This is a genomic window from Parahoeflea halophila (assembly GCF_900220985.1).
Taxonomy (GTDB): Bacteria; Pseudomonadota; Alphaproteobacteria; order Rhizobiales; family Rhizobiaceae; genus Hoeflea; species Hoeflea halophila.
On record NZ_OCPC01000002.1, the window covers coordinates 53,577 to 65,776 of the forward strand.

The following is a 12,200-nucleotide window of genomic DNA, read 5'->3' on the forward strand; positions in this document are numbered from 1 at the left end:
TTCAGGCCATAAAGGTCTTCAGCGCGTCGATAACGCCGAGATTGGCTTCCTCGCTACCGATTGTCATTCTCAGCGCATCCGGCAGGCCGTAGCCCGCCACGCGGCGCAATACATAGCCGCGTGCGGCCAGATACTCGTCGGCTTCGGCGGCGGTCTTGCCGGGTGTGGTCGGGAAGTGAATGAGAATGAAGTTGCCGACCGACGGCGTTACCGACAGGCCGATCGCCTCGACCGCTTCGACCACACGCCCGAGCCATTTTTCATTGTGCTCGACAGCGCGCTCGACATGCTGGCGGTCGGCAATGGCAGCAGTGCCCGCGGTTATTGCCAGCGCATTGACATTGAATGGTCCACGCACCCGGTTGCAAGCATCAATGATGGCTTCCGGCGCATACATCCAGCCAATCCTCAGGCCGGCAAGCCCGTGGATCTTAGAAAACGTCCGCGTCATCACCACATTGCTGTTGCTTGACACCAGCTCGATACCCGCCTCGTAGTCATTGCGCCGGACATATTCGGCATAGGCCGCGTCGAGCACCAGGATCACGTGCCGCGGCAGGCCCGCATGCAGCCGCCGCACTTCATTGACCGGGAGATAGGTGCCTGTCGGATTGTTCGGATTGGCCAGGAACACCAGCTTGGTCCGTTCGCTCACCGCACCCAGGATCTTGTCGACATCGGCAGTCAGATCATCGGTATCGGGAACCGAAACCGGGGTCGCACCGGCAGCCACGATCTGGATCTTGTAGACAAGGAAACCATGATCGGTGAACAAGCCCTCGTCGCCAGGTGCCAGATAGGTCTGACACAACAGGCCAAGCAGTTCATCCGATCCGTTGCCGCACATGATGTTGTTCGGGTTGAGCCCATGGGCGCGGCTTATTGCCTCGCGCAGCACATGGGCGGAACCGTCCGGATAGATCGCCAGATTCGCATTCTTTGCCGCGATCGCTTCGGCAACCTTCGGGCTCGGCCCGAGCGGGGATTCGTTGGAGGACAGCTTGTAGACCTTGGCCACCCCATGAACGGTCTCACGCCCCGGCACATAGGGCGCGATATCCATAACGCCGGGTTTGGGGCGGGGCATGTCTGAGCTGCTCATCGAGGCTATCCTTGCAAGCTATGAACCAAGGCGGGAACCGCCGGGATAGCCCTTTGCAGCTATCTTGTCGAGAGCGGCTTTGCCGACACCGGCGTCTCGGAGGCCTTGGCTTGCCGATGCACGGCCCGAGAGGTCTGCGGCGAGAGCACCGGGACAAACACCCGCCGCGACGCGCGCTGGGCCACAGGCAAACCCTGATAGAGCCGCTTCTGCGCCTCGACAATGATGACACCGGAAAAAACCGGCCAGAGCCTCCGCCCCAACCGCTCGAAAACCTGCTGCATTCGCAACACCACGCCGCGTTTCGAGGGTGGAAAGAACAGCGCTTCGGCAAAAGCGCCAGGTGTGAAATTGCTTTCCCGCAGGAGCGTCACCAGCTGTCCCCGGGAATAGGGGCGTCCGGCCCCGAAGGGGGTGTGCTCGAACCGGGCCCACATGCCCCGCCGGTTGGGCGCGACAATCACCAGCCGCCCGCCGGGCGCCAGCACCCGCCACAATTCCTTCAGGGTTTCTCGCGGGTTCTCGGCAAATTCCAGCGAGTGCACCATCAGGACACGATCGAGGGACGCGTCCGGCAAGGGCAATTCCTCGTCGAAGACCAGCGCCGTGGCCGAAGGTCCGCCTGCAGGCCAGTTCACCGCCCCCTGGCCCGCTGGCATGAAGGCGAAGGTCCTTTCGGTGTCGGGGCGGAACCGGTCGAGATAAGGCGTCGCATAGCCAAGCCCCATCAACCGTTCCCCCGGCAGGTTCGCCCAGATCGACGACAACGCCATGGCAACCGAATGCTCGGCAACCACGCCTAGACGGGAATGATAAAACTGTCTCAAATCAACAATGTCTGCATGCATGGCGGCGGACCTGAAAGTAACGGCTGATCTTGGATGCAAGCTTACACCCGTATCGCCGGGGAAAGCCATCTTCGAAGCAATGTCTTGCCGGTTTGCAAACCGGCCGGTGCCTTTTTGTCGCCGCCAAAGGTGACGGAACTCTGTCTGCCAGTTATGCTTTGCCGGTTGATTCAATTATTGCGATGGTGGCCAATATGACCAGTCTCATGATCGAGCAGTTTACCTGCAGGCAGGACAATTTCGGCGTGATCCTGCACGACCCCCTGTCCGGCGAAACGGCTAGCATCGATGCACCCGATGGTGCGAAGGTCGCCGGACGCTTGGGTGATGACGAGTGGAAACTGACCCACCTGCTGATCACCCATCACCACCCCGACCATGTGGAAGGCATACCGGCTCTGGCCCGGGACTATGCGCCGAAGGTGATCGGGCCTGAGGCAGAGGCTTCGAACATCGCGGGACTGACGCAGACCGTCAGCGATGGCGAGAGTTTCGATTTCGCGGGCAGAGAAGTCCGTGTCATCTCGACGCCGGGCCATACTGCCGGCCATATCTGTTTCTACATGCCGGACGAGGGCCTGCTGTTTGCCGGTGATACGCTGTTCGCGCTCGGTTGCGGCCGGCTCTTCGAAGGCTCACCCGCCGACATGCATGGCTCGCTTGCCCGCCTGGTGGAACTTCCCGACGAGACCCGCGTCTATTGCGGCCATGAATACACCCAATCGAACGCACGTTTTGCGCTGTCGGTCGATCCCGACAACGAGATGCTGGCCAAACGGGCGGAAGAAATTTCCGACCTGCGTTCGAAAGGGCTGCCGACGCTGCCCACCACCATCGGCTTCGAGAAGCGGACCAACCCGTTCATGCGGACCGGTGACCCGGCCATCCGCAAGCAGCTGGGCATGGAGACGTCAAGCGACCTCGAGGTGTTCACCGAACTGCGCCGCCGCAAGGACAGTTTCTGAAGATGAATTCAGAGCTGCCCGCCCGCGAGATCATCACGCTTTTAGAGATGCAGCAGCATCCCGAGGGCGGCTGGTACCGCGAAACCTTCCGCGACACCGCCGGCGGCGAGCGCGGCAATTCAACTGCGATCTACTACTTGCTCGAAGGCGGTGACTGCTCGCATTGGCATCGTGTTACCGACGCGGTGGAAATCTGGCACTGGTACGGAGGCGGACCGCTGGCCCTCACGCTGTCTGAAGACGGATGCAACGCCCAGTCCTACCGGCTCGGCATGAATCTGGTGTCCGGTGAGCGGCCGCAGATCGTGGTGCCCGCCAACTGCTGGCAATCGGCAGCCTCGCTCGGCGCCTGGACGCTTGTAGGCTGCACGGTCGCACCAGGCTTCGAATTCGCAAGCTTCGAGATGGCGCCGCCCGACTGGCGTCCCTCGCCTTTTGAAGGTGCCCCGGTCAGGCCAAAAGGCCAAGCGTGATTAGCGCCTGACCGGCATAATAGAGGATCCACACCGCCGGGCTCGTCAGACGCCGCAAGGTACTGGTTTCGGACATCAGGAACTTCTCCGAGCCCAGAATCGCGTCCGACGCCATGAACAGAACCGCACCCAGCAGCACCAGACCGCCAAGCCCGACCCCGCCAACCCCCATGATTGCGATCGCCAGCACATAGGCCGCAACCGGGACGGCCAGCGGCCCCGCTTTCCGGACCATGAGGCCGCCCATGACAATTGCAAACACACCCACCGCTGCAAGTCCGGGCAGCGGCGTTTCAGTCAGTCCCGGCCCTGAAGCAAGGAACAGAACCGCATAGGCGACATGCGCCAGCAGGAAGCTGCCCAGTCCGCCCAGGAAAGCCGCATCACCCTCATGGGCGAGAAACGCGTCACCTGCGGCCGACAGAACCAACGCCAGCACCAGCAACACCGGCCCGCCTACATAAAGCGCCAGTGCGGCGAGCGCCCCAATGGCTGCGGTCTTGGCAAGCGTCCGCTTCAGCGACGCCGGTTGTAGGAGCATCACCAGATAGGCCGCAAACCCGAAGCCGGATACCAGCAACAAGCCGGTCGAAACCATGTCCAGGCTTTCGAAGAACCCGCTCACGACGATGCCGGCCGCCTGAGGAGATCCTTTGCGGCGAGAAACGCGCCCCCTGTGATCAGGAGACAGGCCACGGCGATCCCGACGCTCAGCTGGCCGTGACCGAACAGGATCAGGATCAGGGTCGACAGCAGCGGTGCTGCATAGCTTGCGACACCCAGGACCTGAATGTTGCCTTTCTTGACACCGCTATCCCAGACATAGAAGGCAAGCCCCACCGGCCCCAGGCCGAGTCCCAGAACCGCCAGCCACTGACCGCTCGTGTCGGGCCAGACGGTGGTTTCGAGCATCACATGACAGATCACGGAAAGCACCGCGGAAAGAATGCAGAAGCCGGCAATCACGTCGGTCGGCGTCGAGCCGAAACGGCGCGACAACAGCGAATAGCCCGACCAGGTGAGCGCGCACAGCCCTGCCGCCGCATATCCGAGCAGGCTGCCGCCGCCAAAGCCGCCTTCCGCACCGCGCATCAGGATCAGAGCGGTTCCGGCCAGTCCCATCAATGCGCCGGCCACATGGTGCCAGCCCAGCCGTTCACCCGGCAGAAGTGCCGAACCGACGACGATCAGCAGAGGCCAGAGATAGGCGATCAGCCCTGCTTCGACGGCAGGGGCATTTCTCAGGGCAGTGAAATAGAGAAAATGATAGCCGAACAGGCCAAACAACCCCAGCGCCCAGACCTTCGCCGGCTGCCGCAAGGCACGGAACCGCTTCGGCTCCCTGAGCATTGCCGTCAATCCGATCAGCGATCCGACGAGAAAACAGATTGCCGACAGCTGAAACGGCGGCATCGTCCCGGATGCGGCTGTCAGCACCGCCAGCGCCGACCACATCAGAATCGCCGTAAAGCCGACAAGAGTGGGAAAATTCTGCACCGTTACTACCGCCCCCGCGTGCGCCGCACCACCCCGACACCATTCGCAGCACCTGCGCAAGACCAGTTCAGAGGCATACCTTGTGCATCCGTTTTATGCCCCGTGCCAAGCCTACTTAGACGCCAAATCTTGTGGCTGCAACAATGACCTTTCCGATCTTTGTCGGCACCTTGGCGTAAACCGGGGCGTAGAGACCGAGGGCCTCGTCCTTGGCGAACCAGACCTCCGCACCCTTGAGGTTTCGCAAATAGCGGATACCCGACGAGTTCTTCCTGTATCCGGAATTCGGCTCAAACCGGACACTGCACACGATGGCGTCACCCTTGAAACCCTTTGTCCGGAAGGGGCGGACGCTCTTCGGCGTCAGGTGCAGTGTCGCCCGTGCTTCGCCGTCAAAGATCGGCAGGCTGCGCGGACACACGGCGGAACCTGCCGGGAAGACGAGGCCGGAAAGCGGGTCGAGTACCTTGCGCAGATCTCCCTTCAGCAGCGGAACCCAGTCCGAGCCTCTGGGCTTCGGTTCGGGCTCGTTGATGGTCAAGTGAACATCCCCGTTCCTGAAGGTGATCTCGGTCCGGTGCTTCTTCTTGCCGCTGGTATAGGCAACGCGAAATTTCGACGCTTCCAGCCTGTCGCCGGCCACCCTGCCGGTAACGTCGGCATTGCCCCGGACCCTGGAGAACAGATCCGAAAAGGCCGAGGACCGCAAATCACCCGTTATCCTGTAGGAAGAACCGTCCACCTGGGTGACGAACTTGGCGGAGGCGACAGGAAAGCCGACCAGGGAAACCTTGTAATCCGTGCGAACCTGGACCGGTTCCGCCATCGCATGCTGTGGTCCGGCCATTGCAGCCGCCAGCATGAGACCTGATAAGAACATTTTCACACGTGCCATCGGGAATCCTTACCCTTCTTTTCCTGTGCTGCCTTTATCGATTTCTCATCCTGAACCCACACTGAACGGAGTACCATGTCCGGCGGGCAACAGAAAAAGCGGCTTTGTCCGGGTCTGATGGCCCCGAATGCCGGTTTCCGGACATTGGCGGCTTGACGCGGCTGGCTGGTCTGATTATAGACACGCGACTTCCGATAAAGGCCTGCGGTCCTTTGGGTGAGCCTCCATCCTGGCTCGGCCCGTCCGTTGGCGAAAAGATATAGGTGAAAAATGTCACGCAGCTGTGAATTGACCGGCAAGGCTGTACAGTCCGGAAACAATGTCAGCCACGCCAACAACCGGACCCGTCGCCGGTTTCTGCCGAACCTGTGCAACGTCACGCTGATTTCCGATGCTCTCGGCCAGCGCTACCGTCTGCGCATCTCGGCAAACGCTCTGCGCACTGTCGAGCATCGCGGCGGCCTTGATGCGTTCCTTGCCAAGGCCAAGGACAGCGAATTGTCGATGCGCGCGCGTCTGCTCAAGCGTCAGATCGCAAAGAAGATCGAAGAAAAAGCTGCTGCCTGATAAGGGCTGACGGTTTACCGTATATGAGGCGGGCCATGGCCCGCCTTCATCTTTTTCAACTGGTGGCATCAACCCAGGATAAAAAAATGCGCATGATCCCTTCCGTATATCCATTCATGGCCCTGATGGCCGCTGTCGTCATCGCCTCGAACTATCTGGTTCAGTTCCCGGTCGATTACGTCATCGGTGCCTTGAACCTTGCCGATCTTTTGACCTGGGGCGCCTTCACCTATCCGGTGGCATTCCTCGTCACCGATCTTGCCAACCGCCGCTTCGGCCCGGCAACGGCGCGTCTGGTGGTTTTTTCAGGCTTTGTCATCGCCGTCGCTCTGTCGATCTGGCTCGCCACACCGCGTATCGCGGTGGCCTCCGGCTCCGCCTTCCTGCTGGCGCAACTGCTTGACGTGTCGATCTTCGACCGGCTGCGCAACCGCGTCTGGTGGCTGCCGCCGTTAGCCTCTACCATCATCGGTTCCAGCCTCGACACCCTGATCTTCTTTGGTCTCGCCTTCTCGCAGGCAGCCAACATCATCGGCCCCGGCGATGGTTTCGCCAGCGAAGCAGCCCCTCTGCTGGGCCTGTTCGCCACCGAGGCGCCACGCTGGCTTTCCTGGGCGCTTGGAGACCTCGCGGTCAAGCTCGTCGTCGGACTGTCGATGCTGCTGCCCTACGGCGCCCTGATACCGGTTCTGGCACCCCACCAGTCCCGCGTCTGACAAAAACGGGGGTTTCGCGGAAACGGGAGACCGCCCATCCCGCTGTCAGCGGATTGATAGGGGCCTATTCGCCGTCTCCAAGATAGCGGAATTCAAGAACCAGATTGCGTTGCAGGATGGAGTGGTTGTCGTCCGACACAAGCGTGACGAAAACCTGTCCCGCCTCATCCGTGCTGACATCCAGCCCTTCCATATTGTCGATCTGGTAGCCGAAATCGGCCTCCAGCAGCACCGGTCCGTCGACCAGGTTTCCCGGGCCCAGCCGGCTGCCATCGATGCGGCGGATCCGCATGCCGATGCCGCCTGCGATCGAAAACCGCCGCTCGAGCAACAGCAGATCGCCATTGGGCAGGAAATCCCCGTCGGTAACGTCGTAGGGTGGATGCCGCTTGACGAAGAACACGCCTTTCAGCGGTCCGGTGAGAACTGCAGCGTAGATATCGCCGTCCGTGTTCAGGCTACGCTCGGTGATAACGACAGCATCACCGGCCAGCGGCGACGCCGCAGAGGCCACCATCACGGTTTCCGGCCCCCGATTGTTGCGAATCTCGTGAAGCGGGATCTGCAAGGGAAGCGACCGCAAGGGCCGCGCGTTGCCGGGCGCCTTTGCCGGATAGACATCGACACGGCTGTTCCGTTCGAAGCTGACAAGCACTTCGTCGCCCCGGACAGCGATGCTTTCGGCGTCGACCCGCCATTTTTGTTTTGAAGCCTCACCGTTCCTGTCGAGGATCGACGAGATCGTGAAATCCGTGACACCGGTCAGGACACCGTCAGCGTCGCGTTCAAACCGGCCAGCATACCAGAAGCCGGTGTCCATGACCCCGAGAAAGCTGCGCCTGTCCTCTGACAGGCTGATCCCGGACATGGCCCCGAGTGCGGCGCTGGGCGAACTCAGCTCGATACCACCGACAAATTCGAAACTGCCAAACCGTCTCTCGTCGGATCCGACCTTGAAATGCTCGATAAGGCGGGAATTGATCTGGAGGGACTGGTCTTCCGCGCGCGGTGCAACGGCGGTGGAAACTGCCAGCATCGCCGCGAAGCCGGCGACCAGTGACAATCTTGCAATGGTCCGGCCCGGTGTCACGCCCGCTTGCGTCCGCGACGGGCCGGGGGATCGCCGGATTCATCGGCGAACAGAGCAGCCAGCTGCTCGGTCATGGCGCCGGCCAGCTCTTCCGCATCGACGATGGTCACCGCACGGCGATAGTAGCGGGTGACGTCATGGCCGATGCCAATGGCCAGCAATTCAACCGGCGAGCGCGTCTCGATTTCCTCGATCACCGCCCGCAGATGCCGTTCGAGATAATTGCCAGGATTGACCGACAGTGTGGAATCGTCGACCGGCGCACCATCGGAAATCATCATCAGGATCTTGCGCTGCTCGGGACGCCGCGACAACCGCGAATGCGCCCAGATCAGGGCTTCGCCGTCGATGTTTTCCTTGAGCAGGCCTTCGCGCATCATCAGCCCGAGATTGCGCCTGGCACGGCGCCATGGCGCATCCGCTGACTTGTAAATGATGTGCCGCAGATCGTTCAGGCGGCCCGGCGTAGCCGGCTTGCCACCGGCAAGCCACTTCTCGCGGCTCTGCCCGCCCTTCCACGCCTTTGTGGTGAAGCCGAGAAGCTCCACCTTGACGCCGCTGCGCTCCAGCGTCCGGGCCAGGATGTCCGCGCAGGTGGCAGCAACCGTGATCGGCCGGCCGCGCATCGAGCCCGAATTGTCGATCAGCAGCGTCACTACCGTATCGCGGAAACTGGTGTCGCGCTCCATCTTGAACGACAGCGGCTGCATCGGATCGATGATCATCCGCGTCAGGCGGGCGCTGTCGAGATAGCCTTCCTCGAGATCGAAATCCCAAGCCCTGTTCTGCTGTGCCATCAGCCGGCGCTGGAGCCGGTTGGCAAGCCGTCCGACGACGCCCTGCAGATGCGCCAGCTGCTTGTCGAGAAAGGACCGCAGCCGGTCGAGCTCTGCCTCGTCGCAGAGCTCTTCGGCTGAAATTTCCTCATCGAACTCGGTGGCAAAGACGTGATAGTCGACCTTTTCGTTGAGATCGGCGAAGGGATCGCTCGGCTTCCGGGTCTCGCCTGGCGTTTCAGCGTCTTCGTCGCTGTCGTCGACGGTGTCATCGTCGCCGGTTTCCGCGCCGTCCATTTCACCAGAGTCCATCTGCTCGTCGGAGGTCTCGCTTTCCTCCGCCGGTGCAGCATCCGAGCCTGCTTCTTCCTGAGAGGACTTGTCGTTGTCTTCCTCGCTGCGCGGCTGATCCTCGTCGGAAACCTCGTCCTGCTCGTCCTGTTCGCTGTCGTCGTCGCCGTAATCCTCGGCCATATCCATGGCCGAAAGCATCTCGCGCACCACCCTGGCAAAGGCCTGCTGGTCCTCGAGCGACCCTTCAAGCGTATCGAGCGCGCTGCCGGCCTTGTCTTCGATGAATTCACGCCACAGTTCGACCACCTGGCCTGCCGACTTCGGCGGCTTGCGGCCGGTCAGCTTCTCGCGCACCATCAGCGCCACGGCTTCCTCGAGCGGCGCATCCTCGCGCGTGATAATGCCCTGGTAATTGGCCCGCTGGTACTTGTCTTCCAGCATCGAGGTCAGGTTGTCACCGACTCCGGTCATACGCCGTGCACCGATCGATTCGACCCGCGCCTGCTCGACCGCGTCATAGACGGCACGCGCATCAGCGCCGGATGGCGCCATGCGCGCATGAACCGCATCATCATGACAGGCCTTGCGCAGGGCCATGGAATCGCCAAGGCCGCGGGTGACTGAAAAATCGGCCTGCGTCGGCCGCTTTGGCAGGTCCGGCAGCCGCGCCCTGTCACCGGAGATCCCGGGTCGGTCATTGCCAAACGCGACTTCCAGTTCATGGTCGCCTGCAATCGCCCGCACACAGCCCGTCAGCGCCCGCCGGAACGGCTCGGCGTCCACGCTGCCGCTTGGTCTTGATCGCGAATTGTCGCCGCGTCCAGCCATGGATATACCCGTCAGGCGGTTGCGCTGAGAACGATGTTGGCGGCGCTTTCCTTCAACTCGACGCCGAAGGCGCGTTGATAGTGCTCGGCCACCAGCGCACGCTCCAGCTCATCGCACTTGTTGAGGAAGGTCAGCCGGAAGGCAAAGGCCACGTCACCGAAGATGGCGGCGTTTTCCGCCCAGGTGATCACGGTCCGCGGGCTCATCACTGTCGAAAGATCACCATTGATGAACGACGACCGGGTCATGTCGGCCACCCGCACCATTTTCGACACCGCGTCGCGGCCCTCGCCCTCGGCAAAGTCCTTGACCTTGGCAGCGACGATATCGACTTCCTGGTCATGCGGCAGATAGTTGAGCGTGGTGACGATCGACCAGCGGTCCATCTGAGCCTGGTTGATCTGCTGGGTGCCGTGATAAAGGCCGGTCGTGTCGCCCAGGCCGACGGTGTTGGCCGTTGCGAACAGGCGGAACGCCGGATGCGGCCTGATGACTCGGCTCTGGTCGAGCAGCGTCAGGCGTCCTGAGGATTCGAGCACCCGCTGGATCACGAACATGACGTCCGGGCGGCCGGCATCATACTCGTCAAACACCAGCGCTACGTTGTGCTGGTACGCCCAGGGCAAAATGCCGTCCTTGAACTCGGTCACCTGCATGCCTTCGCGGACAACGATCGCATCCTTGCCGACGAGATCGATACGGCTGACATGGCTGTCGAGATTGACGCGCACGCACGGCCAGTTGAGGCGCGCCGCGACCTGCTCGATATGGGTCGACTTGCCGGTGCCGTGATAGCCCGAGACCATCACCCGGCGGTTGTGGGCAAAGCCTGCCAGGATGGCGAGCGTGGTGTCACGGTCAAACAGGTAATCCGGATCAAGGTCGGGCACATAGGCGTCCCGCTCCTTGTAGGCCGGGACAGTGATGTCCGAATCTATGCCAAACACATCGCGTACCTTGACGGTCGTGTCTGGAAGGTTGGTGATATCGAGGTCGATCTTGCTCATCATGTCTCCAAGGCCTGGCTGATCCGCCCGCGGGCCGCTCTCCTGTCCGGTCCTGCTTAGACTGTTCGCTTAGCAGAAACCAGACTGCTTTAACAATTGATAGGCCTGGATGACGGCGCGAAAACGGTCCTCGGAACCGCGGTCGCCGCCATTGGCATCGGGGTGGTGCTGTTTGACCAGTTCCTTGTAACGGGTCTTGATCTCTGTCGACGTCGCATTTGCAGCGAGACCGAGCGTGTCAAACGCCTTGCCCTCGAGAGTCTTGACCTTACGCGCCCGGGCCGGACGGTGGGGTCGGGTCTCGTTGAAAAACCCGTGCGGGTCGCGCATCCGCGCGTGGGCCCCGGCTGACCCGGAGCGGGCTTTCGACTGCGTCGGACCGCTGGCCGCAGAGCGGTCGACACCCATCTTCCAGGTCGGGCGGTTTCCCGTCAGCGCCTCTTTCTGATAGCGCGCAATTTCGCCGTCGGACAGACCGGAAAAGTAGTTGTAACCCTTGTTGTATTCGCGTGCGTGATCAACGCAGAACATGAAGTACTGCCCCTCGGCATCCCGTCCCACGGGCGCACGGTGGGTACCGGGCTTGCTGCAGCCGTCCCACTGGCATTCAGGCGCCGTTGGCTCAGCCGGTTTTGCGCCCTTGCGGCGGACCCGGATGCGATCAAAATATTTGGAATCCAGTTTCATAGCGACAATTATGGTGCTCTACAGGTTAGCGAACAAGGATTGACAGGGGTGATTCAAGCTGCGTACCCCGTCTCGACTTCGAATGCCACCATGCAAATCGCAACAGTCGAATTTTGTGACCGCGCACCCTACACCAGGAGCATCCTCATGTCCCGCCAGAACCGCATTGAAACAGCGCTGACTGAAAAATTTGAACCTGAACGGCTGGTGGTGATCAACGAAAGCCACCTGCACGCCGGTCATCATCATTCCGGCAGCGATCACCACGAAACCTTCGACGGGACCGGCGAAACTCATTTTCGCATCCGTATCGTTTCGCCCGCCTTTACCGGCCTGAGCCGGATCCAGCGTCATCGCGCCGTCAACGAACTGCTCAAGGCTGAACTCGACGGCGGCCTCCACGCCATGGCGATCGAGGCGAGCGCACCGGGCGAGCCGACGCGCTGGTAATCGCT

Annotated in this window: 14 protein-coding genes; 5 read left to right on the forward strand and 9 right to left on the reverse strand. The window is 61.6% G+C overall.

Annotated features, from left to right (window positions below):
- Position 1: 1 nt before the first annotated feature.
- Positions 2-1,102, reverse strand: coding sequence for a histidinol-phosphate transaminase (gene hisC, locus CRO46_RS07585; RefSeq protein WP_097106684.1), 1,101 nt, complete (start codon positions 1,100-1,102; stop codon positions 2-4).
- A gap of 59 nt (positions 1,103-1,161) precedes the next feature.
- Positions 1,162-1,950: a class I SAM-dependent methyltransferase gene (locus CRO46_RS07590; protein WP_097106686.1), complete on the reverse strand. Its 789-nt coding sequence runs from the start codon at positions 1,948-1,950 to the stop codon at positions 1,162-1,164.
- Between the two features lie 194 nt (positions 1,951-2,144).
- On the opposite strand from CRO46_RS07590, the gene gloB reads away from it, so the two are divergent.
- Entirely contained in the window at positions 2,145-2,915 is a 771-nt protein-coding gene (gene gloB, locus CRO46_RS07595; RefSeq protein ID WP_097107611.1) for a hydroxyacylglutathione hydrolase, read from the forward strand.
- A gap of 2 nt (positions 2,916-2,917) precedes the next feature.
- Positions 2,918-3,388 (forward strand): cupin domain-containing protein, encoded by a 471-nt coding sequence (locus CRO46_RS07600; protein ID WP_097106688.1) that lies wholly within the window; start codon positions 2,918-2,920, stop codon positions 3,386-3,388.
- Here the strand turns inward: CRO46_RS07600 and CRO46_RS07605 are convergent.
- The 3 genes from CRO46_RS07605 to CRO46_RS07615 form a co-directional block, all read right to left on the reverse strand.
- Positions 3,366-4,013 (reverse strand): lysoplasmalogenase family protein, encoded by a 648-nt coding sequence (locus CRO46_RS07605; RefSeq protein WP_097106690.1) that lies wholly within the window; start codon positions 4,011-4,013, stop codon positions 3,366-3,368. The two genes, CRO46_RS07600 and CRO46_RS07605, sit on opposite strands and share 23 nt — an antisense overlap.
- Positions 4,010-4,885 (reverse strand): aromatic amino acid exporter YddG, encoded by an 876-nt coding sequence (gene yddG / locus CRO46_RS07610; RefSeq protein WP_097106692.1) that lies wholly within the window; start codon positions 4,883-4,885, stop codon positions 4,010-4,012. Before yddG ends, CRO46_RS07605 begins: the two co-directional genes overlap by 4 nt.
- Before the next feature lie 115 nt (positions 4,886-5,000).
- A complete protein-coding gene (locus CRO46_RS07615; RefSeq protein WP_097106694.1) occupies positions 5,001-5,780 on the reverse strand; it encodes a DUF3108 domain-containing protein in 780 nt (259 codons plus the stop codon).
- Between the two features lie 270 nt (positions 5,781-6,050).
- On the opposite strand from CRO46_RS07615, the gene rpmB reads away from it, so the two are divergent.
- Complete coding sequence (gene rpmB, locus CRO46_RS07620) at positions 6,051-6,347, forward strand: 50S ribosomal protein L28 (protein ID WP_097106696.1); 297 nt, start codon at positions 6,051-6,053, stop codon at positions 6,345-6,347.
- Positions 6,348-6,433: 86 nt separating this feature from the next.
- Positions 6,434-7,063 (forward strand): queuosine precursor transporter, encoded by a 630-nt coding sequence (locus CRO46_RS07625; protein WP_097106698.1) that lies wholly within the window; start codon positions 6,434-6,436, stop codon positions 7,061-7,063.
- Positions 7,064-7,127: 64 nt separating this feature from the next.
- On the opposite strand, the gene CRO46_RS07630 is transcribed toward CRO46_RS07625, so the two are convergent.
- The 4 genes from CRO46_RS07630 to CRO46_RS07645 form a co-directional block, all read right to left on the reverse strand.
- Complete coding sequence (locus CRO46_RS07630) at positions 7,128-8,126, reverse strand: esterase-like activity of phytase family protein (RefSeq protein ID WP_425479242.1); 999 nt, start codon at positions 8,124-8,126, stop codon at positions 7,128-7,130.
- Positions 8,127-8,149: 23 nt separating this feature from the next.
- Positions 8,150-10,051: a cobaltochelatase subunit CobT gene (cobT, locus tag CRO46_RS07635; protein WP_097106699.1), complete on the reverse strand. Its 1,902-nt coding sequence runs from the start codon at positions 10,049-10,051 to the stop codon at positions 8,150-8,152.
- Positions 10,052-10,062: 11 nt separating this feature from the next.
- A complete protein-coding gene (cobS, locus tag CRO46_RS07640; protein WP_097106700.1) occupies positions 10,063-11,058 on the reverse strand; it encodes a cobaltochelatase subunit CobS in 996 nt (331 codons plus the stop codon).
- A 69-nt stretch (positions 11,059-11,127) separates the two neighbouring features.
- Positions 11,128-11,754, reverse strand: coding sequence for a J domain-containing protein (locus CRO46_RS07645; protein WP_097106702.1), 627 nt, complete (start codon positions 11,752-11,754; stop codon positions 11,128-11,130).
- Between the two features lie 138 nt (positions 11,755-11,892).
- Here CRO46_RS07645 and CRO46_RS07650 point away from each other — a divergent pair, with 138 nt between their 5' ends.
- The gene (locus tag CRO46_RS07650; RefSeq protein WP_097106703.1) at positions 11,893-12,195 is read left to right on the forward strand and encodes a BolA family protein; all 303 of its coding nucleotides are present in this window, start codon (positions 11,893-11,895) and stop codon (positions 12,193-12,195) included.
- Positions 12,196-12,200 lie beyond the last annotated feature (5 nt).